The following is a 24733-nucleotide window of genomic DNA, read 5'->3' as shown; positions in this document are numbered from 1 at the left end:
TTACTCATGTCAGCATTCGCACTTCCGATACCTCCAGCAGCCTTCTCAAGCCACCTTCACTGGCGTACGGAACGCTCCTCTACCGCGCATAACAAAGTTATGCACCCCAAGCTTCGGTTTCGTGCTTAGCCCCGTTAAATCTTCCGCGCAGACCGACTCGACCAGTGAGCTATTACGCTTTCTTTAAAGGGTGGCTGCTTCTAAGCCAACCTCCTGGCTGTCTGTGCCTTTCCACATCGTTTTCCACTTAGCACGAAATTTGGGACCTTAGCTGTGGGTCTGGGTTGTTTCCCTTTTCACGACGGACGTTAGCACCCGCCGTGTGTCTCCCATACAGTCCGTCTTGGTATTCGGAGTTTGCAATGGTTTGCTAAGACGCGATGTCCCGCTAGCCATAACAGTGCTCTACCCCCAAGAGGATACATATGAGGCGCTACCTAAATAGCTTTCGAGGAGAACCAGCTATCTCCGGGTTCGATTAGCTTTTCACTCCTAATCACACCTCATCCCCTACCTTTGCAACGGGAGTGGGTTCGGGCCTCCAGTACCTGTTACGGCACCTTCACCCTGGGCATGACTAGATCACCCGGTTTCGGGTCTACTGCCCGCGACTATGCGCCCTTATCAGACTCGGTTTCCCTTCGCCTCCCCTATACGGTTAAGCTCGCCACGAACAGTAAGTCGCTGACCCATTATACAAAAGGTACGCAGTCACCCCGAAGGGCTCCTACTGCTTGTACGCACACGGTTTCAGGGTCTATTTCACTCCCCTCTCCGGGGTTCTTTTCGCCTTTCCCTCACGGTACTGGTTCACTATCGGTCGGTCAGGAGTATTTAGCCTTGGAGGATGGTCCCCCCATGTTCAGACAGGGTTTCTCGTGCCCCGCCCTACTCGTCTTCACTGAGGTGGCCCTTTCGAATACCGGGCTGTCACCGTCTATGGCGTCTCTTTCCAGAGACTTCTTCTAAAACCATCTCAGCTTAAGGGCTGTTCCCCGTTCGCTCGTCACTACTCAGGGAATCTCGGTTGATTTCTTTTCCTCCGGGTACTTAGATATTTCAGTTCTCCGGGTTTGCTTCCAGCAGCTATGAATTCACTGCAGGATACCTATTGCTAGGTGGGTTTCCCCATTCGGACATCGCGGGATCAAAGCTTGTTGCCAGCTCCCCCGCGCTTTTCGCAGGCTGCCACGTCCTTCATCGCCTCTGACCGCCAAGGCATCCACCGTGTGCGCTTATTCGCTTGACCATATAACCCCAAGTCGCCTCGGGATTGATGTGTTCGCGGGGTACAAATCCGCAAACGCGAATATCAACGACATTCAAGTTTCAGGGGCTCGAAGCCCCCGCCTTAGCCTCAACGACACGTCTAGATGAAAATCTAAAACGCTCGCTACGTCCCAAGTTGTCAAAGAACAACAAGCCGGCCTCAACGCCAAGCTCGTGAAATCTTTTAGTGTGCGCGCAATCCAGAGTTTCGTAGCTGGCCCGACCTGTATTGGTGGGTCTGGGAGGACTCGAACCACCGACCTCACCCTTATCAGGGGTGCGCTCTAACCACCTGAGCTACAGACCCAAAAGTCGAGTTCAGATGGTGGAGCCAGTCGGGATCGAACCGACGACCCCCTGCTTGCAAAGCAGGTGCTCTCCCAGCTGAGCTATGGCCCCGTTTGTGCGGGGTTACTCTGAATGCAGGTTACTTGTGTGGGCGCCTGACAAGAAGCGCTTGTCGTGCTCAAAAGGAGGTGATCCAGCCGCACCTTCCGATACGGCTACCTTGTTACGACTTCACCCCAGTCATCGGCCACACCGTGGCAAGCGCCCTCCTTGCGGTTAAGCTACCTGCTTCTGGTGCAACAAACTCCCATGGTGTGACGGGCGGTGTGTACAAGGCCCGGGAACGTATTCACCGCAGCAATGCTGATCTGCGATTACTAGCGATTCCGACTTCATGGAGTCGAGTTGCAGACTCCAATCCGGACTGAGATGGGGTTTCTGGGATTGGCTCACCCTCGCGGGTTTGCAGCCCTCTGTCCCCACCATTGTAGTACGTGTGTAGCCCTGGTCGTAAGGGCCATGATGACTTGACGTCATCCCCACCTTCCTCCGGTTTGTCACCGGCGGTCTCCTTAGAGTTCCCACCATTACGTGCTGGCAACTAAGGACAAGGGTTGCGCTCGTTGCGGGACTTAACCCAACATCTCACGACACGAGCTGACGACAGCCATGCAGCACCTGTCTCACGGTTCCCGAAGGCACCAATCCATCTCTGGAAAGTTCCGTGGATGTCAAGACCAGGTAAGGTTCTTCGCGTTGCATCGAATTAAACCACATACTCCACCGCTTGTGCGGGCCCCCGTCAATTCCTTTGAGTTTCAGTCTTGCGACCGTACTCCCCAGGCGGCGAACTTAACGCGTTAGCTTCGATACTGGGTTCCAAGTTGAACCCAACATCCAGTTCGCATCGTTTAGGGCGTGGACTACCAGGGTATCTAATCCTGTTTGCTCCCCACGCTTTCGTGCCTCAGTGTCAGTGCTGGCCCAGGTAGTCGCCTTCGCCACAGATGTTCCTTCCGATCTCTACGCATTTCACTGCTACACCGGAAATTCCACTACCCTCTACCGCACTCTAGTCGCCCAGTATCCACTGCAATTCCCAGGTTGAGCCCAGGGCTTTCACAACGGACTTAAACGACCACCTACGCACGCTTTACGCCCAGTAATTCCGAGTAACGCTTGCACCCTTCGTATTACCGCGGCTGCTGGCACGAAGTTAGCCGGTGCTTATTCTTTGGGTACCGTCAGAACAACCGGGTATTAGCCGATTGCTTTTCTTTCCCAACAAAAGGGCTTTACAACCCGAAGGCCTTCTTCACCCACGCGGTATGGCTGGATCAGGCTTGCGCCCATTGTCCAATATTCCCCACTGCTGCCTCCCGTAGGAGTCTGGACCGTGTCTCAGTTCCAGTGTGGCTGATCATCCTCTCAGACCAGCTACGGATCGTCGCCTTGGTGGGCTTTTACCCCGCCAACTAGCTAATCCGACATCGGCTCATCCAATCGCGAGAGGTCTTGCGATCCCCCTCTTTCACCCGAAGGTCGTATGCGGTATTAGCGTAAGTTTCCCTACGTTATCCCCCACGACAGGGTAGATTCCGATGTATTCCTCACCCGTCCGCCACTCGCCACCCAAGGAGCAAGCTCCTCTGTGCTGCCGTTCGACTTGCATGTGTTAGGCCTACCGCCAGCGTTCACTCTGAGCCAGGATCAAACTCTTCACTTAAAACTGCATGCCTTGCGGCAAAGCTTTTAGCTGCAGAATTCGATCACAAGCCTACGTATCGCTTGCATATCTACAATTGACAAGATGCTCATGAATCGAACGTCTGCAAGATGGACAGCTAGTCCTTCCTACAGGCGCCCACACAAGTCACCTGCGCACACTGTCAAAGAGCATCGGAGTCGGCCTCAGCGCCTTTCCCCGTAACCCGACGTTTCCGTCGAGGTGAGCCGCACATTATGGCGGGCTTTTTTCGAATCGTCAATACCTCGTTCGAGGAATTTTTCGATTCGCCCTTCGCCGGGTCGCTTCCGCTTGGAAAGCTTTCCGTCGGAGGGAGCCGCACATTCTGGCCGGTCCTTCCCGGATCGTCAAGTCCTTTTTCAAGGAATTTTTCGATCCGTCCTCTTCGCGAGCCGCTTCCGTAGGGAAGACGTTTCGTCCGAGGGAGCCGATTATTCTAGCCGGCTTTTCGAGAACGTCAACACCGCATCGCGAAGTTTTTCGTTCCCGCCTCCGTCGCGCTCGGCCCGGTTTCGCGGGCCCGACACGTCGAAGGGGCGCGCATTTTGCACATCCGAAAGCGCGTTGGGAAGGGGGTAGCAGCGAGATCGTCGAAACATGCGGCTTTTCGCAGCCGAAATCGCCTAGCCACGCGGCCACGCGCGCTCCGGCGCGCCACCCGCCGACGTTATTTCAGCCGGCAACCAGCCTGACGCGGGCGAAATTGCGCTTGCCGACGGCCAGCACGCCTTCGAAACCCGGCTGCAAGGTCAGCCCCGCATCTTCGACCACGGCACCATCGAGCTTCACCGCACGCTCCTTCAGCTTGCGATTGGCCTCCGAATTGCTCGGCGTGATGCCTGCGGCGGTCAGCAGGGCGGCGATGCGGATGCCTTCCGCGGGGATCGCCACGTCCTTCAGTTCCAGCAGCGTGGTGTCGCCCTGCCCGGTCACCGCCGCATGCCAGCCGGCGATGGCGGTCTCGGCGGCGGCCGCGTCGTGGAAGCGCGCAGCGAGCTCGCGCGCCAGGCGCAGCTTCACGTCGCGCGGATTCAGCACGCCGGAAGCCACCTCGGAACGCATTTTTTCCGCTTCTCCGGCGCTTATTTCGAAGCTCAGCAACTCGATCCATTTCCACATCAGCTGGTCGCCGATCTTCATGGTCTTGTTGACGATGTCGATGGCGGGCTCGGCGATGCCGATGTAGTTGCCCAGCGACTTCGACATCTTGTTGACGCCGTCCAGGCCCTCCAGCAGCGGCATGGTCAGCACGATCTGAGGCGGCTGGCCATGGTGTTCCTGCAGGCCGCGCCCCATCAGCAGGTTGAACTTCTGGTCGGTGCCGCCGAGCTCGACGTCGGCCTGCAGCGCCACCGAGTCGTAGCCCTGCACCAGCGGATACAGGAATTCGTGGATGGCGATCGATTGCTGCGCGGCGTAGCGCTTGGCGAAGTCGTCGCGCTCGAGCATGCGCGCGACGGTGTGCTGCGCAGCCAGCTTGATCATGTCGGCGGCGGTCATCTTGCCGAACCATTCGCTGTTGAAGCGCAGTTCGGTCTTCTCGCGGTCGAGCACCTTGAACACCTGGTCGGCGTAGGTCTTGGCGTTCGCCTCGACGTCCTCGCGGGTCAGCGGCTTGCGGGTGACGTTCTTGCCGGTCGGGTCGCCGATCATCCCGGTGAAGTCGCCGATCAGGAAGATGACCTGGTGCCCCAGATCCTGGAACTGCCGCATCTTGTTCAACAGCACGGTGTGGCCGATGTGCAGGTCGGGCGCGGTCGGATCGAAACCGGCCTTGATCCGCAGTGGGCGGCCGAGCTGCAGGCGGGCTTCCAGCTCTTCGGGCTTGAGGATTTCATCGGCGCCGCGGGCGATCAGGGCGAGGGCTTCGGACAGGGACGACAAGGGGGTTTTCCGTGTTGTGGGCGTCCACGAACATGAACGCCTGGTTAAATCGGGGTTAATTGGTGACCGGAGTCAGAATTGTCAATGAACTCAAGGGTTTGACGCAAACTTTTCGCGTGTTTATGGTACGCGGATTGGCGGCGAGCTGGCCGGGGACACAATAGATGCACGCACACGGTGACGGCCGCGGCCATCGCGAAAATGATCTTAAGCGCTCTTCCGACCGGCAGCGCTTCAAGGAACGCTTGGAAATCCTTCGCGATTCGTCCCTGCACCGTCAAGTGAAGCAGCACCTGGCCGCGCATCGCTGGACGCGTCGGCAGTGGATCCATGCCAGCTTGTTCCTGAGCATCGGCGTGATGCTGGCGACCATCGTGCCGGGCTTTTCCTCGGCCACCCAGGCGCCGTCGATCAGGCCGTTCTCCACCACGACGCTTTCGCTGCCGGCATTGTCCGCGCAGCAGCGCGGCGGTACCGCCGGCGACAGCTGGCAACTGATTAAGGTCAAGCCGGGCCAGACCCTGCGCGCGGTGTTCAAGCAGCTGGGCATCCCGGCCGAAACGATGAAACTGGTGTTGTCGAACCGCAACGCGAAGACGGCGTTGACCCAGCTGAAGCCGGGCAGCGAGCTGGCCTTCGACCTGCCGGTCGGCGGCAGCCTGCGCACGCTGCGCTACGACCGCGATGCCGACCACCGCGTCGAGCTGGCGCTGGATGGCGACCAGGTGCGGGAGAAGGTGATTTCCCGCGACAGCATGACCCGCACCGTGGTGCTCAGCGGCACCGTCGGGCGGTCGCTGAACCGTTCCGCGCGCAAGGCCGGCCTGACCCAGGCCAACCTCAACGCGCTGACCGACGAGATCTTCAAGTACGACATCGACTTCGACTCCGACCTGGATCCGAACGACCGCTTCAGCGTGGTTGTCGACCAGACCTGGCGCGACGGCGAGCTGATCAGCACCGGCCCGGTGCAGGCCGCTACCTTCACGGTCGACGGCAAGCTGCACTCGGGCTTTCGCTTCGCCCGCGCGGGTGGCAAGCCGGAATACTTCACCCCGGAAGGCCGGCCGCTGAAGAAGATCTTCATCCGCATGCCGATCCCGTATGCGCGGCTCAGCTCGCGCTTCGGCAACCGTTTCCATCCGGTGCTGGGTCGCATGCGCATGCACAAGGGCGTCGATTACGCCGCGGGTACCGGCACGCCGATCATGGCCGCGGGCGACGCGCGCGTGCAGTTCGCCGGCCGCCAGAACGGCTACGGCAACGTGGTGATCCTCGACCACGGCCGCGGCTACACCACCCTGTACGGGCACATGTCGCGCTTCGGCAAGATCCGCACCGGCCAGCGCGTCGCGCAGGGCACGGTGATCGGCTACGTCGGCAGCACCGGCCTGGCCACCGGCCCGCACCTGCATTACGAATTCCGCGTCAACGGCGTGCACCGCAACCCGCTGTCGATCACCATGCCGCCGCCGGAACCGCTGGGCGGCGCGCAACTGGCCGCGTATCGCAGCTATACCGCGCGCGCGCTGGCGCAGATCCGCACGGTCGAGAACATCATCTATGCCGATGCCGGATCGACCGCGGACAAACCGGTCGTGGCGGTGGCGGCGAAGCCGAAGAACGGCGCGAAGACGAAGAAGGGCTGAGCTTCAGACGCGGATCTAGGCGGATCAACTCCGCTTCAGTTGCTTTATTCGCGTTTATCCGCGTAAATCCGTGTCCAGCCGCTTTTTCGCTTCCCGCGCATGCCCGATCTCTACCTTGGCCTGATCTCCGGCACCAGCGCCGACGGCATCGATGCGGCACTGGTCGCCTTCGAGCCGCAGCTGCGGCTGATTGCGGGTCGTACCTATGCCTGGAATGCGGCCACGCGCGAGCGGCTGATCGCCTTGGGCCAGGGCGGCGACGCGAAGTCGCTGGACGAACTGGGCGAACTCGACGTGCAGGTCGCGCAGGCCTTCGCGGATGCGGCGACGAAGCTGATCGACGAGGCTGGCGTCGCGCGCGCCGGGGTGCGCGCGCTGGGCTCGCACGGGCAAACCATCCGCCACCGGCCTGAGGCGAAGTATCCGTTCACCTGGCAGATCGGCGATGGCAACGTCATCGCCGAACGCAGCGGCATCGCGACCGTCGCGGATTTCCGCCGCCGCGACGTGGCCGCGGGCGGCCATGGCGCGCCGTTGATGCCCGCTTTCCACGCGGCGATGCTGCATTCGCCGGACGAGGACCGCGCGGTGCTGAACCTGGGCGGCATCGCCAACTTCACCCTGCTGCCGCGCGAAGGCGCGGTGCGCGGCTTCGACACCGGGCCGGCCAATGCGCTGCTGGATGCGTGGTGCGAACGCCACACAGGCGACGCCTTCGATGCCGGCGGTGCTTTCGCCGCCCAGGGCAGGATCGACGAAGCGCTGCTCGCACGATTGCTGGACGAGACCTGGTTCGCCCTGCCGCCGCCGAAAAGCACCGGCCGCGAGCAATTCCACCTGCCTTGGGTCGAATCGCGCCTGCGCGGCGATGAAGCGCCCGCAGACGTGCAGGCGACGCTGCTGGAACTGAGCGCGGCCACCGCCGCCGATGCGCTGCGCGCGACCCAACCGCAGACTAAGCATGTGCTGGTCTGTGGCGGCGGCGTGCACAACCCGTTGCTGATGGCGCGGCTGGCCGCGCGATTGCCCGGCTGCGTGGTCGAATCGACCGCCGCGCACGGACTGGCCCCGGATTTCGTCGAGGCGATGGGCTTCGCCTGGCTGGCCCGCGAAACCCTCGCGGGCCGCCCGGGCAACCTGCCTTCGGTCAGCGGCGCGGCAGGGCCGCGCGTGCTCGGCGTGGTTTATCCAGCCTGACGCGATCCGCTTTGCGTAGCGTCGAGCTTGCTCGACTGCCGTTGCTGTTGCTGTTGTAAAAGCCGGGCTTGTCCCGGCTTGCTTCTTGCTACCGTCATAAGATCAAAAACGTGTCGGGACAAGCCGGCACCTACGAGGCAGGAGCAGTCGAGCAAGCTCGACTCTACACAGGCCTATTCTTGAGTCGCGGCGACGCGGGCCCGCAACCGTGGGGTCAGCAGGATGTACAGCATCATCGCCGGCAGCAGCGCCAGCACGGTGATCACGAAGTACATGCCGTAGCCCGTAGCGGTCGCGATGCCGCCCGCAAAGAAGCCAAGCACCTTGCCCGGCAGGTTCACCAGCGAGCTCAGCAGCGCGTACTGCGTCGCGGTGTGCTCGCGATTCACCAATGAAGACAGGAACGCCACCGTTGGCGGCCCCAACATGCCGAGGGTCAGGTTTTCCGCGGAGATCACTGCAGTCAGCATCCACAGGTTGCCCTGGTTGGGAATCAGCAGCAGGTACAGCAGGTTGCAGGCGCCGCAAACGACGATCATCACGCCAAGCGATTTCCAGGCGCCCCAGCGCGCGACCATCGCGCCGCCGATGAACACGCCAATGATGCCGATCCATACGCCCCAGATCTTGGTGATCGAGCCGATCTCGGTCTTGCTGAAGCCCATGTCGCGGTAGAACGGGCTCATGATGCCGCCGATGGTGGCCTGTTCGGGCACCTTGAACAGCAGGATGAACGCGAGCAGGGTCAGCGCGAGTGCGATGCCGTAACGACGGAAGAAATCGGCGAAGGGGTCGATCACGGCGAGCTGCATCGCGTGCGACCAGCCCTGCGTCTTGACCTGGATGACATCGGGTTCGCGCGCCAGCAGGTTGGCGACGACCGGGATCAGCATGCACGCCGCCATGATCGCGTACACGGTCGGCCATGGGATGTGGTCGGCCATGATCGCTGCGAACGCACCCGCAATGATCAGGCCGATGCGATAGCCCAGCGCGTAGGTCGCGACCAGCGCGCCCTGCGCGGATTCGGGGGCGATTTCGATGCGATAGGCGTCCACGGCGATGTCCTGGGTCGCGCCGAAGAACGCGACCGCCACCGTCGCCAGCACGAAGGCCTGCAGCCGATCCGGGGTGAACGCGGCCATCGCCAGCAACGCCACCACCACGCCCAACTGCGAAAACAGCAGCCAGCCGCGGCGGCGGCCCAGCCGTCCGAAACCCGGCAGGCGCCAGTGGTCGAGCAGCGGCGCCCACACGAACTTGAAGGTGTAGAGCAGGCCCGCGCTGGCGATCATGGTGATCTCCTTCAGCACGATGCCTTCGTCCTTCAACCAGAACGCCAGCGTGCCGGCGACCAGCAGGAACGGCAGCCCCGAGGAGAAGCCGAAGAAGAACATCGTCCACGCGGCCGGCTGGGTGAAGGCCTGCCACACGGAGGGCTTTTTCGCCTTCGCTTCGCTCATTCGGCGTACTCCACCACGTAGGGCGCATGATCGGAGAAGCGCGGCTCGCGGGCGATCGCGCAGGCCTTCGCGCGCTTGCCCAGCGCGGGCGTGGCGAACTGGTAGTCGATGCGCCAACCGACGTTGTTGGCACGCGCGGCGCCGCGGTTGCTCCACCAGGTGTAGTCCTGGCCCTGCGGGTGCAGCGCGCGGTAGCTGTCGACCCAGCCGTTCGGCCGGGCCGGCGTGCCATCGCTGCCGCCGTCGTCACCAAGCATGCCGTTGAGCCAGGCGCGCTCGGGCGGCAGGCAGCCGGAGTTCTTCTGGTTCGACGACCAGTTTTTGATGTCCAACTTGCTGCGCACGATGTTCCAGTCGCCGCACAGCACGTAGTCGCGGCCGCTGGCCAGCCACTGGTCGAGGATCGGCTTGAGCCACTCCATCACTTCGAACTTGAAGCCTTGGCGTTCCTCGCCGGAACTGCCGGACGGGATGTAGAACGACACCACGCTCAACTTGCCGTAGCGCGCCTCGATGTAGCGGCCTTCGTCGTCGAACGGCGCCCAGCCCAGCGACGTGCGCACCTCGTCCGGCTCGCGCTTCGAGTAGATCGCCACGCCGCTGTAGCCCTTCTTGGTGCTCGCGTCGCGGTAGAAGCAGTGGTGGCCGTCGGGGCGGAAGCAGGCGTCGGTCAGCTGGTCTTCCTGCGCCTTGGTTTCTTGCAGGCAGACCACGTCGGCGTTCTGTGGCTTCAGCCAGTCGAAGAAGCCCTTGTTGGCGGCGGAACGGATGCCGTTGGCGTTGAAGCTGATGATTTTCACGGGCGAACCGGATCGGAGGATGGGCGGAAGCATAACCCGCGGCCGTGCGGCGCAAGGTCGTCGCCCGCGATGGGTAAACTAGCCTTCGCCCCCATCCTTCCCCGCGACCATGCACAAGTCCCGATTCCTGCAACTGGCCCTGCATGCCGAGGCGCTCCGCTTCGGCGAATTCACCCTGAAGTCGGGGCGGCACAGCCCGTACTTCTTCAATGCCGGGCGCTTCGACAGCGGCGCGAAGCTGGCCGAACTGGCCGCATGCTACGCGGACGCGATCGACGCGGCCGGCGTGCAGTTCGACCTGCTGTTCGGTCCCGCCTACAAGGGCATCCCGCTGGCCACCGCGCTGGGCTGCGAGTATGCGCGTCGCGGCCGCGACCTGCCGCTGGCGTTCAACCGCAAGGAAGCCAAGGCACATGGCGAGGGCGGCACCCTGATCGGCGCGCCGCTGGCCGAGCGCCGCGTGCTGATCGTCGACGACGTGATCACCGCGGGGACGGCGATCCGCGAGGCGCTGGCGATCATCGCCGATGGCGGCGGCTTACCGGCGGGGATCGTCGTCGCCCTGGACCGGCAGGAAATCCTGCGCGAGGACGACCCGGAACGGCGCTCGGCGGCGCAATCGGTCGCGGTGGAAACCGGCGTTCCCGTGATCGCCGTCGCCAACCTGCACGACCTGCTTGCATTCGCCGGGGAAAACGCCGAACTTGTCGGCCATCGCGACCAGTTGCTGGCCTATCGCGCGCGCTACGGGAGCGCCGCCGCCGGCTGACCCGGGGGAGGTTGCATGAACATGAAGCTGATTCCGTGGCTGGCGCTGGGTTTCGCCGTGCTCGCCGCGCCCGCCTTCGCGCAGCAATCGACGAAGAAGCTGTATTGCTGGAACGACAAGGGCAACCGCGTATGCAGCGACGCGCTGCCGCCCGACGCGGTGAACCGCGCCCGCGACGAGATCAACTCGAAGAGCGGCATGCGCACCGCCAGCGTGGCCGCGCCGCAGACCGAAGCCGAGCGCGCCGCCGCGCAGGCCGCGGCAGCGCAGGCGGACGCGCAGCAGGCGGCCGCCAAGCTGAAGGCTTTCTCCGACCAGGGGCTGCTGCAGAGTTTCGGCGGCGAGGAACAGCTGCAACGGGTGTTCACCGAACGCCGGCAGATGCTCGAGGACAACCTGCGCACCGCGCGCTTCAACCTGGTCAGCCTGCGCGGCGGCCTGATCGCCCTGCTCGACCAGGCCAGCAGCCGTGAACTGGCCGGCAAGCCGGTCGTCGAGCAGATGCAATCGGACATCCGCACCCGCCATGCCGAACTTGCGCGCCAGCAGGCGCTGCTGGTGGGGTTCACCCGCGATCGTGCGGCGCTGGATGGGGAGATTGCGGAGACGTTGGCGAGGTATCGGGCGTTGAAGGCGGGGAGCGCTATCCAGACGGATCCTACCTCGCAGGCGACAACGGCGGCCAAGCAGTAGCGGGCCAACGAATGAGTTTTCTGATCAAGCCAATGCTTGCCCTTTCAGCATTGGGGCTTGCGCTCAGTCTCATCGCCCATCTAGCCGCAATTGCGGGGATCGACCTGAAACTCGGCAATTCGATTTTCGCGCTGCATATCGGCATCTTCGTCGTATGGCTTCCCGCAGTATTGCTGACCGTCAGAATGCGTCGCGACACAAGAAACTCAGCATGGGGCTTCGGAACCATGTCCTGGAAACAAGTTCTCTCTGGCTGCCCCAGCTGGATGACATACTTGTTATACGGTCTCTTTGCCTACGTCTTCTTTAACTTTCTCTTGTTCATGGGGCATGCCGAAAGCGGCGCCTCGTCAGACGAATCGCCTTCTGCGCCGCAAGTGGTTAGAGGATTCTCGGGCCATTGGCTGCTCTTCTATTACGCAGCCTTTGCAATTGCCTACTCGGCATTCAAGAAGCCCGAACTTCTGGGCGACGCCGTGTGCCAAGCGGGACACAAGGCATTGCCGAGCGACAAATTTTGCTCCGAGTGCGGTAGTCCTGTCTCCATCAAAAAGAATTCGTAAGGTGGGCTTCAACCCATCCTAGTTCCTCCATGTCGTCGGAGAAGGCAGCTCAACACCCGCTCTGCGCAATAAAGCATCTCGGCTATAGCCGCCCCCACGAGTCAGCATCGTAGGGTGTAACCCGCGCAGCGGATTCCGCCGTTCGATAACGCCCCACATGCCGGATTTCGTCGGAATAAAGCCCCAACCACGTCCGCGCAGAAGGTCGGGGCGTTACCCCGACCTACGGATTGAGCGGAAAAGCATCGCGGCTGTAGCCGCTCCCGCACTCAGAACGTCGGCTTCAGATCCGCCGCGACTTCGCGGAGATGGTCGCGGAACGCACCTTGGATGCGGCCCAGCGCCTCGCGATTGTCGGCCTCGAAACGCAACACCAGCACCGGCGTCGTGTTCGACGCGCGCATCAGGCCCCAGCCATCCGGCCAGTCGGCGCGCAGGCCGTCGATGGTCGACAGCTCCGCGCCTTCGAAACGCACGGCCCGGACCAGGTGGGCGCGCTGGATGAATCGCGCCACCACCGCGTGCGGATCGCCGCTGGGCACGTCGACCTTGATCTCCGGCGTGGCCACGCCGCTGGGCAGCGCGTCCAGCACCTCGCTGGGCACGTCCGGCCGCGCGGCGAGGATCTCCAGCAGTCGCGCGGCCGAATACAGGCCGTCGTCGAAGCCGTACCAGCGCTCCTGGAAGAAGAAGTGCCCGCTCATCTCGCCGGCCAGCGCCGCGCCGGTTTCGCGCATCTTCGCCTTGATCAGCGAGTGCCCGGTCTGCCACATCAGCGGCTCGCCGCCATGCTGCACGATCCAGCCATGCAGCTTGCCGGTGCACTTCACGTCGTAGATCACCTGCGCGCCCATGTTGCGGTCGAGCACATCGGCGGCGAACAGCATCAGCAGACGGTCGGGGAAGATGTTGTGGCCGTCCTTGGTCACCACGCCGAGGCGGTCGCCATCTCCGTCGAACGCCAGGCCGAGGTCGGCGTCGAACTGGGCGACGCTCTTCACCAGGTCCTCGAGGTTGTGCGGCTCGCTCGGATCCGGATGATGGTTGGGGAAAGTGCCGTCGATGTCGCAATACAGCGGGATCACTTCGGCACCGATGGCTTCCAGCAGCTTCGGCGCGATTTCGCCGGCGACGCCGTTGCCGGCGTCGACCACCACCTTCAGCGGGCGTGCCAGGTGGATGTCGCCGGCGATGCGCTGGATGTAGTCGGGCGCCAGGTCGCGCTGCTGCAGCGACGCATGGGCCGGAGCCTCGAACAGGCGGCCGTCGCGGATGCGGCGGTACAGGTCGGTGATCGCGTCGCCGGACAGGGTCTGCGCGCCGATGACGATCTTGAAGCCGTTGTAGTCCGGCGGATTGTGGCTGCCGGTGACCGAAACGCAGCAACCTGTGCGCAGCTGGTACGCGCCGAAGTAGGCCACCGGCGTCGGCACCATGCCGATGTCGACGACATTGCGACCGGCCTTGCGCAAGCCCTCGATCAGGCCCGCGGCCAGGTCCGGACCGGACAGGCGGCCGTCGCGGCCGACCACGATGTCGTTGAGCCCTTGCTCCTGCATCACCGTGCCGATGGCCTGGCCGATCTGTTCGGCGACACGCACGTCGAGGTTCTGGCCGACCACGCCACGGATGTCGTAGGCGCGGAAGATGCCGGGGTCGAGCTCGTCGGAGCTGGGCGGCGAAGCGGAAGTATTTTCGTGCACGGGAACCGGGGGAGGTGGCGGGGGAACGGGAGCGCGTTGCACGGCCTGCTGCAGGGTCAGCTCGGCTTCTGTCGCCGGCGACTCGCCGCCTTTGCCGCGCATGCGGAACTTGGAGAAGCCGAGACGCGGGCCGACCAGCGCCAGCACGGCAAGAACGACGCACAGCAACGCGGCCACGGCGCAACCCTGCCAGCCGAGACCGAGGGGACCGCTGGCCGCATCGGGCACCGCGGCGACCACGCGCAACGGGCTGCCGGGCACGGCGCGGGCCAGGCTGTCCGAATGTTCGGCCAGCGCGGTGTCGCCCTTTTCCAGCAACACGGCGGTGCCATGGCGCAAGGCGAGGTAGGTGCCCGATGGTGGTTCCGCGCCCTGCAGCACGGCGGTCAACGGCGATTGCGGCAGCATCGCGAATGCGATGCCGTGCAGGCGCTTGTCGGCGTCGTATGCCGGCGCGGCCACGCCCAGCGCGTTGGCGGCGCCGTCGCGCACGCTGCCGGCGACCGCGGCATTGGCCTGCATCGCCCCTTCCAGCAGGGCGAGCCGGGCGTAACCGGACTTGGGCAGGCCAGCGTACGCGGCTTCGAGATCGAAAGGCACGATTTCGACCTGTTTCGCACCGTTCCAGCCTTGCGCCAGCGCGCTCGAGGCGTCGACGAGGTTGCCGGAAGCCAGCGCGGCCTGGACCGGCGGGCTGGCGAGGCGCTGTTCCAGTTGCTTGCGTTGCGCGGCCAGCGCCTGCCCCGCCGAAGCCACGACATGGTCGCGCAGGCCTTCCAGCGCGCGCAGCGTGCCTTCGTCGCGCCACTGGCTGTACGCGCTCCAACCCAGCCACAAGGCCAGCACGCCGAGCAGTGCCGCCAGTGCCTGCCACAGGCGCGCCGGCAGCGCGCCCAGCCTGAAGTCGCCCGTTCTGGAATTCGCCATTTCGTTCCCCTCAGCGCAGCCCCGTGTGGCCGAAGCCCCCTTCGCCACGCGCGCTGTCGGCGAAAGTATCCACTACCTGCAGCTGTACGCGTGCGATGGGCATCACGACCAGCTGTGCGATGCGGTCGCCGGGCTGGATGGCGAAGGTTTCCCGGCCCCGGTTCCAGACGCTGATCAGCAGGGGGCCCTGGTAGTCGGCGTCGATCAGGCCGGTGCCGTTGCCCAGCACGATGCCGTGGCGATGGCCCAGCCCGGAACGCGGCAACACCACCGCGCACAGGTGCGGGTCGGCCAGGTGGATCGCGATGCCGCTGGGCACCAGCGCCGCATCGCCCGGATGCAGGGTCAGGGTAGCGTCCAGCGCGGCGCGCAGGTCGAGCCCGGCGCTGGCTTCGGTGGCGTAGGCCGGCAGCGGCCATTCGTCGCCGAAGCGCGGGTCGAGCAGTTTCACTTCCAGGGGATGGTTGCGACTCATGCGTTCAATCGTTCCACGATCAGTGCGACGAGGTCGTCGGCGAGCTGGGTCTTCGGGGCGGAAGGGAAATCGCGTTCGCCATCGGCCCAGTACGCGGTCATCGCGTTCTGGTCGCTCTCGAAGCCGCCGTCGGCGATGCCGACCCGGTTGGCGACGATCAGGTCCAGCCGCTTGGCGACGAGCTTGCCGCGCGCGTATCCGGCGACGTTGTCGGTTTCGGCGGCGAAACCGACGACCAGCTTCAGCTTGCCCTGGGTCAATGCGGCGACTTCCGACAGGATGTCCGGCGTCCGCACCAAATCCAGCGCCAGCGATTCGCCGGTCTTCTTGATCTTGCTGGCCGCCGCCACGCGTGGCGTGTAGTCGGCAACGGCGGCCGCGCCGATGTAGATGTCGGCCGGGAACGCGGCGAACACCGCCTCGCGCATTTGCGCCGCCGAACGCACGTCGACGCGCTTCACCCCGGCCGGCGTTTCCAGGTGCACCGGACCGGCGACCAGCAGCACGTCGGCGCCCTGCCTCTGCGCTGCCGCGGCGACCGCAAAGCCCATCTTGCCGCTGCTGCGGTTGCCGAGGTAGCGCACCGGATCGAGGTCTTCGTAGGTCGGGCCTGCGGTGACCACGACCCTCAGTCCTTTCAGCGCGCCACCGGGCGCCGCAGCCGCAACAGACTTCGGCTCGACTGGCGCCGCCGCCAGTTCGGCGACGATCGCATCGGGTTCGCGCAGGCGCCCGGGACCGGACTCGCCTTCGGCCAACGGGCCGTCGTCGGGACCGATCACCTGCACGCCGCGCTCGCGCAAAGCCGCGACATTGGCTTGGGTGGCCGGGTTCAGCCACATGCGGTGGTTCATCGCCGGCGCCACCGACAACGGCGCGGTCGTGGCCAGGCACAGGGTCGAAACCAGGTCGTCGGCGTGGCCGTTGGCCAGTCGCGCCAGCAGGTCGGCGGTGGCCGGGGCGACGATCACCCGGTCGGCCCAGCGCGCCAGTTCCAGGTGGCCCATCGCCTGCTCGGCGGCGCTGTCCCACAGGCTGGTGCGGGTGGCGTGGCCGGACAAGGCCTGGAAACTCAGCGGCGTGACGAATTGCTGCGCGCCGGCGGTCATCGCCACCTGCACTTCGGCGCCGGCCTCGCGCAGCCTGCGCACCAGTTCCAGTGCCTTGTATGCCGCGATGCCTCCGCCCACGCACAGCAGGATGCGCTGTGCGTTCAATGCATGCCCTTTCGAAGCTGGCGTCACGTCGGATTTTTCCTACAACCGGACGGGCGAATAGCTTACCCGATGCCCCGTAACGCCCCGATGCCGTTACGGCATGAGCCCATGCACTCTGGTGCCATGCCGGACAGGCCGGCAGAACACTCCCCCGAAACAGCGGCGCACCACCATGCATATCCGCGATTGGCCGGCGGACGAACGTCCGCGCGAAAAACTGATGCACCGTGGCGCCGCCGCGTTGTCGGACGCCGAATTGCTGGCGATCTTCCTGGGCTCCGGCCTGCGCGGCCGCGACGCGGTGCAGACCGCCCGCGAACTGCTGACCGAACACGGCCCGTTGCGCAGCCTGCTGGAGCGCGAACCCGGCGACCTGGCGCAACTGCCCGGCCTGGGACCCGCCCGCGCCTGCAAGTTGTCCGCCGCGCTGGAACTGGGCAACCGCCACCTCGCCGCGGGGCTGGAACGCGGCATCGCCCTGACCGATCCGTTCACCGCCGGCCGCTACTTCGCCCAGCGCCTGCGCCACCGTGCGCACGAGGTGTTCGCGGCGCTGTTCCTCGACACGCGCCATCGCGCGCTGGCTTTCGAGGAACTGTTCCAGGGCACCATCGACGGCTCCGAGGTGCATCCGCGCGAAGTCGTGCGCCGCGCGCTAGCCCACAACGCAGCGGCGGTGATCGTCGGTCACAACCACCCTTCCGGCTGCTCCGATCCTTCCGCGGCCGACCGGGCGATCACCGCCCGGCTCAAGCAGGCCCTGTCGCTGGTCGAAGTGCGGCTGCTCGACCACTTCGTGGTCGGCGACGGCAGCCCGGTGTCCTTGGCAGCACGGGGTTGGGTGTGAAAAAGTAACAATGTGAATGGATGCTTCGTGGAGCTTATGGACAAGCCGAATAGCAGAAGTACCGCCATGTGGGACCGCGCCGTCGAGCTGGTGCCGAAGATCTACGCCGTGGCCCGGCGCCTGCCCTCCGGAAGCGACGCCAACCTGGGCGTGCGCATGCGCGAAGCCGCGGTGTCGGTGGCGGACAACATCGCCCTGGGCCAGGCCCAGCCCGACCCGCGCGATTTCCTGCAGCACCTCAGCCTCGCCAGGGGTTCGCTGGCGGAGCTGCAGGACCTGCTGATCCTGGCCGGAAGCATGGAGTGCCTCTCCGCGCTGGAACTGCGGCGCCTGGAAACGGCCATCACCGAACTGTTCCGCCCGTTGCAACGCCTGGACGAAGTGGTTTTGCGCCAGTCCGCCATCAACGACTCGCGATGACCGCGGGCGGCCGGCAAAAAGCTAAAATGGCCGGCCGTACCTCTGTCGCAGCCCATCCGTGAAAGCCCAGCTCCGCGCCCGCATCGACGGCGCCATCGCCGTCCTGCGCAACGCCGGCACCCTGCCGGCCGATGCCGCCACGCCGGATTTCGTGGTCGAGCGACCCAAGGATCGCGCCCACGGCGATTTCTCCACCAATGCCGCGATGCTGCTGGCGCGCGCCGCCAAGACCAACCCGCGCGCGCTGGCGCAGGCGCTGGTCGAGGCGCTGCCGACCGACGACGACGTGGCCAAGGTCGAGATCGCCGGCCCGGGCTTCATCAACTTCCATCTTTCGCCCGCCGCCTATCAGCGCGAGGTCGCGCTGGCCCTGCGCGAAGGCGCGGCGTACGGCCGCAACGCCTCGGGCAACGGCGTCGTGGTCGGCGTCGAATACGTCTCGGCCAACCCGACCGGCCCGCTGCATGTCGGCCACGGCCGCGCCGCGGCGATCGGCGACTGCATCGCGCGCGTGCTGGCGGCCAACGGCTGGCAGGCGCGGCGCGAGTTCTACTACAACGACGCCGGCGTGCAGATCGAGAACCTGGCGCGCAGCACCCAGGCGCGTCTGCGCGGCCTGAAACCCGGCGATGCCGGGTGGCCGGAAGCGGCCTACAACGGCGACTACATCCAGGACGTGGCCGACGCCTACCTGCGCGGCGATCCGGTCGAGATCGAAGGCCACGTCGTCACCGGCGCGAAGGACATCGAGGACTTCGACGCGATCCGCAAGTTCGCCGTGGCCTACCTGCGCCGCGAACAGAACGGCGACCTGGCCGCATTCGGCGTGTCCTTCGATGTGTACTACCTGGAAAGCTCGCTGTACACCGACGGCATGGTCGAGGAAACGGTGAAGACCCTGACCGCTTCCGGCCACACCTACGAGGAAGGCGGCGCGCTGTGGCTGAAGACCACCGACTTCGGCGACGACAAGGATCGCGTCATGCGCAAGTCGGACGGCACCTACACGTACTTTCTGCCGGACGTGGCCTACCATCTCAGCAAGTGGCAGCGCGGCTACGCGCGCGCGATCACCGAGCTCGGCGCCGACCACCATGGGTCGCTGGCGCGGGTGAAGGCCGGCCTGCAGGCACTGGACGTGGGCATTCCGCAGGACTACCCGGAATACGTGCTGCACCAGATGGTCACGGTGATGCGCGGCGGCGAGGAAGTGAAGCTGTCCAAGCGCGCCGGCAGCTACCTGACCCTGCGCGACCTGATCGACGAAGCCGGCCGCGATGCCACGCGCTGGTTCCTGATCGCGCGCAAGCCCGATTCGCAGCTGGTGTTCGACATCGACCTGGCTAGGCAGCAAAGCAACGACAACCCGGTGTTCTACGTGCAGTACGCGCACGCCCGCGTATGCAGCCTGCTGCGCCAGGCCGGCGAGAAGGGTTACGCCTACGACCAAGCCAACGGGGTGGCGAATCTCGCCCGCCTGGACGACGAAGGTTCGCTAGCGCTGATGGTCGAGCTGTCGCGCTACCCGGAAGTGGTCGAGGCCGCCGGCGCCGCGCTGGAGCCGCACCTGGTCGCGCAATACCTGCGCGAACTGGCCTATGCTTTCCACACCTGGTACGCGGGGACGCCGGTACTGGTGGAAGCCGCCGCGCTGCGCGACGCGCGCCTGGCGCTGGCCGTCGCGGTGAAGCAGGGGTTGGCGAACGGACTCGATTTGCTGGGCGTGAGCGCCCCGGAGAAGATGTAAGTGGCTGCACGACGCAACAAGAACCAGGCCCGCCGCAACGGCGGCAGCAACGGCACGCCCGGCTGGATGTGGCTGGTCATCGGCGCGGTGTTGGCCGCGGCCGCCTTCCTGGTCGTGCCCGGCCTGCTGAAGAAGGACGGTTTCGATCCGCTGAAGCCGACCCCGAACCCCGACGCGCAACCGCCGGCGCAGATCGCCGAAGCCGACACCGACGCGCCGGCCGATGCGCCGGCGCCCGCGGCCGCGGAACCGGCGCAGAAGCCGACCCAGTACGAGTTCTACGACCTGCTGCCGGGCAAGGAAGTGCAGATGTCCGACGCCGAGCTGGCCGCCAGCGCGCGCGAGGAACAGGCGCGCGAAGCGCAGGCCGCGCGCACGCCCGAGCCGGCTGCGGCGACGAATCCCGCGACGACTGCGGCGACCGCGACCACCGCGGCCGGTCCGAAGCCGCTCGACGAAGCCCCGGCCACGCCGAACGGGTCGCCGACGCCGATCGCGGAGAAGCCCGCGACGACGGTCGCCAGCGCCGCCCCGGCGGCGGGCAACGCCCGCTACATCCTGCAGGCTGGCGCCTTCGGCGCTTCGGGCGATGCCGAATCGACCAAGGCCAAGATCGCGATGCTCGGCCTCAGCGCCCGCGTCGAATCGGCGCAGATCAACGGCAAGACCGTGTACCGCGTGCGCATGGGGCCGTACGGCACCGCCAGCGAATTGTCCGAAGCCAAGCAGAAGCTGGCCGGCGGCGGATTGCAGGCGATGGCGATCAAGGCGCAGTAGCCCCCTTCCGCGATGCGCCCGGAGCACCTGTTCTACGCGCTGATCGCGCTCTGGGCCGGTAGCGAATTCCTGCTGGTCGGGCGCAGGCGTGCGAGCAAGGGCGACCAGCACCGCGACCGCGGCACGCTGCTCCTGCTGACCTCGACGATCTATGTCGCGGTCGCTGCCGCGGTCGTGCTGGGCCGATCGCAGGCGTGGCCGTTCCCGGCGGAATGGCGCGCACCTTTGTTCTGGCTTGGCCTGGCCCTGATGGCGGCCGGCCTGCTGTTCCGCTGGTGGGCCATCCGCGTGCTGGCGCAGTTCTTCACCGTGGACATCAGCATCCGCGACGGTCACCGGCTGGTGAACGATGGACCGTATCGCTGGTTGCGCCACCCTTCGTACACCGGCTCGCTGGCCACGTTCTACGGTTTCGGCCTGGCCTGGGGCAGCTGGGCGTCCCTGCTGGCGGTGGCGGTGCCGGTCACGCTGGTGTTCCTGCGCCGCATCCACGTCGAAGAACAGGTCCTGTCCGAGGCCTTCCCGGTGGATTACCCACGCTACGCCTCAACCACCAAGCGGCTGTTGCCCTTCATCTGGTAAACGCCCATGACGCTTCGCCGGATCCTGATCGTCCTCGCCTGCGCAACCTTGACCGCGTGCGCTTCGCACGGTGGCGTGGAGATCGTCCGCGATGCACCGCCGCTGGACCGTAGCGGGGTCGCCCGGATCACCGCGGACGATTTCGTCGCCGCCGACTTCGCTTCCGACGATGGCACCACGCTGGCTTACCGGCTGCTCGCCCCGGAGCGGATCGAGGCCGGCCGCCACTATCCGCTGGTCGTGCAATTCCACAGTTCCGGCGGCATCGGCACCGACAACCGCGCACAGATCGAGAAGGATGCCTCCGCGCGAGCCTGGGCCTTGCCAGAAATCCGCGCAGGCTATCCGGCGTTCGTGCTGGCGCCGCAATTCTCCGCACGCAGCGCCAATTACGACGATCCGAAGACCCCGCGGGTGGCTTTCGCCGCGCCGCAGTTGTCGGCGGCACTGCAGCTGATCGACGCCTTCGTGGCGACGCATCCGGTCGACCCGCAGCGCATCTACGTCACCGGCTTTTCGATGGGCGGTTCGACCGCATGGCTGGCGGCATTGGCGCGGCCGCGGTTTTTTGCCGCCGTGGTTCCCGTCGGCGCCATCGCCCCGGATCGCGAGCAGGCCGCGACGCTGGCGCCGCTGCCGATCCTGGCCTTCCACGGAGACGCGGACACGGAGAATCCCATCGCGTCGGATCGAGAGATGACCGCCGCGATCCGCGCGGCGGGCGGTCGCGATGTCCGCCTGCGCGAATACGTCGGCCTCGAACACCAGCCGCCCGGCGATTTCATTCCCGGCCGATGGTGGCGCGACTGGCTGTTCGCGCAACGCCGCGAAGCCCACTGAACCCTTGCCTTCGAATCCGGAGTCCCCCATGACCCAGACTGCTTTGATCACCGGCGCCACCTCCGGTTTCGGCGCCGCCGCCGCCCGCCGCTTCGCCAATGCGGGTTGGAAGGTCGTCGCCACCGGCCGCCGCGCCGAACGCCTGCAGGCATTGGTCGACGAGCTCGGCGCCGACAAGGTGCATGTGGCCGTATTCGACGTCCGCGACGAGGCCGCGATGCATGCCGCGCTGGACTCGCTGCCGGATGGCTTCCGCGACATCGACCTGCTGGTCAACAACGCCGGCCTCGCACTGGGCACCAAGCCGGCACAGGACGCCTTGCTGTCGGACTGGCGCACGATGATCGAAACCAACGTCCTCGCGCTGGTGAACATCACCCATCGCCTGTTGCCGGGACTGATCGAACGCAAGGGCGCGATCATCAACATCGGTTCGGTCGCCGGCAGTTATCCGTATCCGGGCGGCAACGCCTACGGCGGTACCAAGGCCTTCGTGAAGCAGTTCTCGCTGGGCCTGCGCAGCGACCTGCACGGTACCGGCGTGCGCGTCACCGACATCGAACCGGGCATGGCCGAAACCGAATTCACCCTGGTCCGCACCCATGGCGACCAAGCGGCCTCGGACAAGTTGTATGCCGGGGCGAATCCGATGACCGCCGAGGACATCGCCGAGCAGATCTACTACGTGGCCACCCTGCCCCCGCACCTCAACATCAACCGGCTGGAAATCATGCCGGTGACGCAGAGCTTCGGCGGATTCCAGGTGCGCCGCGATTGAGGCGGGAGTCTTGACCCGCCTCAGGCATTTCAATCGCGCCGCGATGGCCTTGCCGTGCCCCCAAATTCGCCTTAACTGACGGTGTGGGAGTGGGCACGGCACCGCCGTGACCGGTAAGTCGCGAAGCTCTACTGCCAGAAGCAAATAAACACAAAAGCATTCGCGACTTACGTCGCTCCCACGCCGACTGTCAACGCGCGACGCGTCAGCATGCGTTCGCGCAAACGCAGGTACGGCTCATCCACCGTAGCGCGGGAGGGGCGGGTCTTGACCCGCCTCGAAATCGCCAATCGCGCCTTCCGGCTCAGCGCGCCAGAAGCAGGTCGCGCACGGCTTCCGCAGTGCCTGTCGCCGATTGCGGGTTTTGCCCGGTGACCAGACGGCCATCGACGACCGTCTTCGCGGCCCAGTCCGGCGCCGGCTGGTGCAGCGCGCCGCGCTGGCTCAAGGTGCTGGCCAACAGGAACGGCACCACCTTGTCGAGCTTGACCGCGCGCTCCTCGTCATCGGTGAACGCGCTGACTTTGCGGCCGGCGACCAGGTAGCTGCCGTCGCCCAGCTTCACGTTGACCAACGCCGCCGGGCCGTGGCACACCGCCGCGACGACCGCGCCGTTCTCGTAGACCTCGCGGGTCACGCGCTGCACCGCCGGGCTGGTCGGGAAGTCCCACACCGCGCCGTGGCCGCCGGCGTAGAAAATCGCCGAATACCTGCTCGCATCCACGTCGTCCAGTTTCAGCGTGGTGCGGATTGCGCGACGAAACTTCTCGTCGTTCCAGTAGCGCGCATTGGTGGCGTCGTCCAGTTCGACGCCGTCGACCGGCGGCTCGCCGCCCTGGATCGAGGCGAATTCGACCGGAATGCCGGCCGCATCGAACACCGCCAGCGGATGGGTGACTTCGCCGAGATAGAAGCCGGTCGGCTGGCCGGTGTCGCCCTTCACGCCATGGCTGGTCATCACGATCAGCACCGGCTTGGGGACGGGTTGGGAATTCGGGCTGGCGGTGGTGGCGAGGCCGACGGCCGCGGCAAGCAACAGGTTCATGACGGACTCCTTGGATGGGGAAAGCGGCCTTGGCGGCCGTTGGAGAGCACTGTATTGTTTCCATAAGCGCCGAAAAACCGGCTTCGCGGCAATTCACTTTTGCCAACCGAGCACAAATGAGCCTGCGCCGGCTGGACGACATCGAAGCCCTGATCCTTGCGGTCGAGCGCGGCTCGCTGACCGCCGCGGCCACGGCACTGGGCAGCACGCCGTCGGCGGTGAGCCGGGCCATTTCGCGGCTGGAACAACGCCTGGGCGTGCAACTGCTCCGCCGCAGCACGCGCAGCCTGGGCCTGACCGAAGCCGGGCAGCGCTACCTGGAACAGTCGCGCCATGCCTTCGCCCTGCTCGACGATGCCGAGCGCACGCTGCAAGGCCAACGCGAGCGCCTGGCCGGACGGGTCCGGATCAGCGCGCCGACCACTTATGGCCACCATCGCCTGCCGCTGCGATTGCGCGATTTCGCCGCCCGCCATCCACAGGTCGAAATCGAACTGTCGATCGGCAACCGCAACGTCGACCTGGTCGCCGAAGGCTTCGACATCGCGATCCGCGCCGGCGAGTTGCCCGACAGCGGCCTGGTCGCGCGCCCGCTCGAAGACGCCACGTTCCGCCTGGTCGCCGCGCCCGCCTACCTGCAGGCGCATGGCGTTCCCGCCGACCTCCGCGCACTGGCCGCCCACCGATGCCTGGCCTTCGTCATGCCCAGCACCGGCCGGGTGATGCCCTGGCTATTGCGCGAAGACGATCGCGATGTGGACTGGACGCCATCCGCAACACTGAAAGTCGCCGACGATCCACTGGGCCTGGTCGCCTTGGCCCGCGCCGGCGCCGGCATCTGCCAGACCTACGAATTCATCGTCGCCGACGATCTGCGGCGCGGCGACCTGGTCGAAGTCCTGCCGCAGACCCGTGGCCGAACGCGGGGCTTCTCGCTGCTGTACGCGCCGCATCGGCAGCTGTCCGGAGCGGCGCGTGCGTTGATCGAGGCATTGACCTCGACCGCGAGTCGCGAAGCGCTGCTTCCAGGAGAGTGAAGCGATCGCGACTTGC

Annotated in this window: 20 protein-coding genes, 2 tRNA genes and 2 rRNA genes (1 of these 24 cut by a window edge); 13 read left to right on the top strand and 11 right to left on the bottom strand. The window is 65.5% G+C overall.

From position 1 onward, the window contains the following. The 5 genes from J5837_RS07090 to tyrS form a co-directional block, all read right to left on the bottom strand. Nucleotides 1–1249, bottom strand: a 23S ribosomal RNA gene (locus J5837_RS07090); it reaches 1616 nt to the left of the window's first position. 250 nt (nt 1250–1499) lie between these two features. Continuing rightward, a tRNA-Ile gene (locus J5837_RS07085) sits at nt 1500–1576 on the bottom strand. A gap of 16 nt (nt 1577–1592) precedes the next feature. Further along, a tRNA-Ala gene (locus J5837_RS07080) sits at nt 1593–1668 on the bottom strand. Between the two features lie 70 nt (nt 1669–1738). Next, a 16S ribosomal RNA gene (locus J5837_RS07075) occupies nt 1739–3283 on the bottom strand. Together the 16S and 23S rRNA genes with 2 tRNA genes alongside form the textbook arrangement of a ribosomal RNA operon. 693 nt (nt 3284–3976) lie before the next feature. Further along, nucleotides 3977–5188, bottom strand: a complete 1212-nt coding sequence (gene tyrS / locus J5837_RS07070; protein WP_210535970.1) for a tyrosine--tRNA ligase — start codon at nt 5186–5188, stop codon at nt 3977–3979. Nucleotides 5189–5352: 164 nt separating this feature from the next. Here tyrS and J5837_RS07065 point away from each other — a divergent pair, with 164 nt between their 5' ends. Continuing rightward, a complete protein-coding gene (locus tag J5837_RS07065) occupies nt 5353–6837 on the top strand; it encodes a M23 family metallopeptidase (RefSeq protein ID WP_210535969.1) in 1485 nt (494 codons plus the stop codon). 99 nt (nt 6838–6936) lie between these two features. Beyond that, the gene (locus tag J5837_RS07060) at nt 6937–8034 is read left to right on the top strand and encodes an anhydro-N-acetylmuramic acid kinase (protein WP_210535968.1); all 1098 of its coding nucleotides are present in this window, start codon (nt 6937–6939) and stop codon (nt 8032–8034) included. Between the two features lie 173 nt (nt 8035–8207). Here J5837_RS07060 and J5837_RS07055 read toward each other — a convergent pair whose 3' ends face one another. Then, nucleotides 8208–9497 carry an AmpG family muropeptide MFS transporter gene (locus J5837_RS07055; RefSeq protein ID WP_244755694.1) on the bottom strand — a complete coding sequence of 430 codons (1290 nt, stop codon included), beginning with the start codon at nt 9495–9497 and terminating at the stop codon, nt 8208–8210. Further along, nucleotides 9494–10297 carry an exodeoxyribonuclease III gene (locus J5837_RS07050; RefSeq protein ID WP_210535967.1) on the bottom strand — a complete coding sequence of 268 codons (804 nt, stop codon included), beginning with the start codon at nt 10295–10297 and terminating at the stop codon, nt 9494–9496. The genes J5837_RS07055 and J5837_RS07050 overlap by 4 nt, the downstream gene beginning before the upstream one ends. 109 nt (nt 10298–10406) lie before the next feature. On the opposite strand from J5837_RS07050, the gene pyrE reads away from it, so the two are divergent. Genes pyrE through J5837_RS07035 form a run of 3 tightly spaced genes read left to right on the top strand, consistent with a single transcriptional unit; the run spans nt 10407 to nt 12322 of the window. Next, on the top strand, nt 10407–11066 hold the full coding sequence (pyrE, locus tag J5837_RS07045; protein ID WP_210535966.1) for an orotate phosphoribosyltransferase: 660 nt from the start codon (nt 10407–10409) through the stop codon (nt 11064–11066). 15 nt (nt 11067–11081) lie between these two features. Further along, nucleotides 11082–11759 carry a hypothetical protein gene (locus J5837_RS07040; protein WP_425504821.1) on the top strand — a complete coding sequence of 226 codons (678 nt, stop codon included), beginning with the start codon at nt 11082–11084 and terminating at the stop codon, nt 11757–11759. Nucleotides 11760–11770: 11 nt separating this feature from the next. Beyond that, nucleotides 11771–12322: a hypothetical protein gene (locus J5837_RS07035; protein ID WP_210535965.1), complete on the top strand. Its 552-nt coding sequence runs from the start codon at nt 11771–11773 to the stop codon at nt 12320–12322. Nucleotides 12323–12591: 269 nt separating this feature from the next. Here the strand turns inward: J5837_RS07035 and J5837_RS07030 are convergent, their stop codons facing one another. From J5837_RS07030 to coaBC, 3 genes are read right to left on the bottom strand one after another with little or no spacing between them, the layout of a single operon-like run. Beyond that, on the bottom strand, nt 12592–14952 hold the full coding sequence (locus tag J5837_RS07030) for a phosphomannomutase/phosphoglucomutase (protein ID WP_210535964.1): 2361 nt from the start codon (nt 14950–14952) through the stop codon (nt 12592–12594). Nucleotides 14953–14962: 10 nt separating this feature from the next. Continuing rightward, a complete protein-coding gene (gene dut, locus J5837_RS07025) occupies nt 14963–15427 on the bottom strand; it encodes a dUTP diphosphatase (RefSeq protein WP_210535963.1) in 465 nt (154 codons plus the stop codon). Further along, nucleotides 15424–16671, bottom strand: a complete 1248-nt coding sequence (gene coaBC, locus J5837_RS07020; RefSeq protein ID WP_210535962.1) for a bifunctional phosphopantothenoylcysteine decarboxylase/phosphopantothenate--cysteine ligase CoaBC — start codon at nt 16669–16671, stop codon at nt 15424–15426. Before coaBC ends, dut begins: the two co-directional genes overlap by 4 nt. Before the next feature lie 145 nt (nt 16672–16816). On the opposite strand from coaBC, the gene radC reads away from it, so the two are divergent. The 7 genes from radC to J5837_RS06985 all read left to right on the top strand — a co-directional run bounded on the left by radC (nt 16817) and on the right by J5837_RS06985 (nt 22635). Next, nucleotides 16817–17491: a RadC family protein gene (gene radC, locus J5837_RS07015; protein ID WP_210535961.1), complete on the top strand. Its 675-nt coding sequence runs from the start codon at nt 16817–16819 to the stop codon at nt 17489–17491. 66 nt (nt 17492–17557) lie between these two features. Next, nucleotides 17558–17911 (top strand): four helix bundle protein, encoded by a 354-nt coding sequence (locus J5837_RS07010; RefSeq protein WP_210535960.1) that lies wholly within the window; start codon nt 17558–17560, stop codon nt 17909–17911. A gap of 58 nt (nt 17912–17969) precedes the next feature. After that, complete coding sequence (gene argS, locus J5837_RS07005; protein WP_210535959.1) at nt 17970–19658, top strand: arginine--tRNA ligase; 1689 nt, start codon at nt 17970–17972, stop codon at nt 19656–19658. Next, nucleotides 19659–20435: an SPOR domain-containing protein gene (locus J5837_RS07000; protein WP_210535958.1), complete on the top strand. Its 777-nt coding sequence runs from the start codon at nt 19659–19661 to the stop codon at nt 20433–20435. A 12-nt stretch (nt 20436–20447) separates the two neighbouring features. After that, complete coding sequence (locus J5837_RS06995) at nt 20448–21017, top strand: methyltransferase family protein (protein ID WP_210535957.1); 570 nt, start codon at nt 20448–20450, stop codon at nt 21015–21017. Between the two features lie 6 nt (nt 21018–21023). After that, on the top strand, nt 21024–21857 hold the full coding sequence (locus J5837_RS06990) for a carboxylesterase family protein (protein ID WP_210535956.1): 834 nt from the start codon (nt 21024–21026) through the stop codon (nt 21855–21857). A 28-nt stretch (nt 21858–21885) separates the two neighbouring features. Then, nucleotides 21886–22635 (top strand): SDR family NAD(P)-dependent oxidoreductase, encoded by a 750-nt coding sequence (locus J5837_RS06985; RefSeq protein ID WP_210535955.1) that lies wholly within the window; start codon nt 21886–21888, stop codon nt 22633–22635. A 304-nt stretch (nt 22636–22939) separates the two neighbouring features. Here the strand turns inward: J5837_RS06985 and J5837_RS06980 are convergent, their stop codons facing one another. Then, a complete protein-coding gene (locus J5837_RS06980) occupies nt 22940–23680 on the bottom strand; it encodes a type 1 glutamine amidotransferase domain-containing protein (RefSeq protein WP_244755686.1) in 741 nt (246 codons plus the stop codon). A gap of 116 nt (nt 23681–23796) precedes the next feature. Between J5837_RS06980 and J5837_RS06975 the strand changes: the two genes are divergently transcribed. Next, nucleotides 23797–24717: a LysR family transcriptional regulator gene (locus J5837_RS06975; protein WP_210535954.1), complete on the top strand. Its 921-nt coding sequence runs from the start codon at nt 23797–23799 to the stop codon at nt 24715–24717. The last annotated feature ends 16 nt before the right edge of the window (nt 24718–24733 follow it).

It is taken from the genome of Pseudoxanthomonas helianthi, from assembly GCF_017939625.1.
Classification (GTDB): domain Bacteria; phylum Pseudomonadota; class Gammaproteobacteria; order Xanthomonadales; family Xanthomonadaceae; genus Pseudoxanthomonas_A; species Pseudoxanthomonas_A helianthi.
Note: the sequence above shows the minus strand (reverse complement) of the source record. Positions and strands in the feature narration are given on the sequence as shown.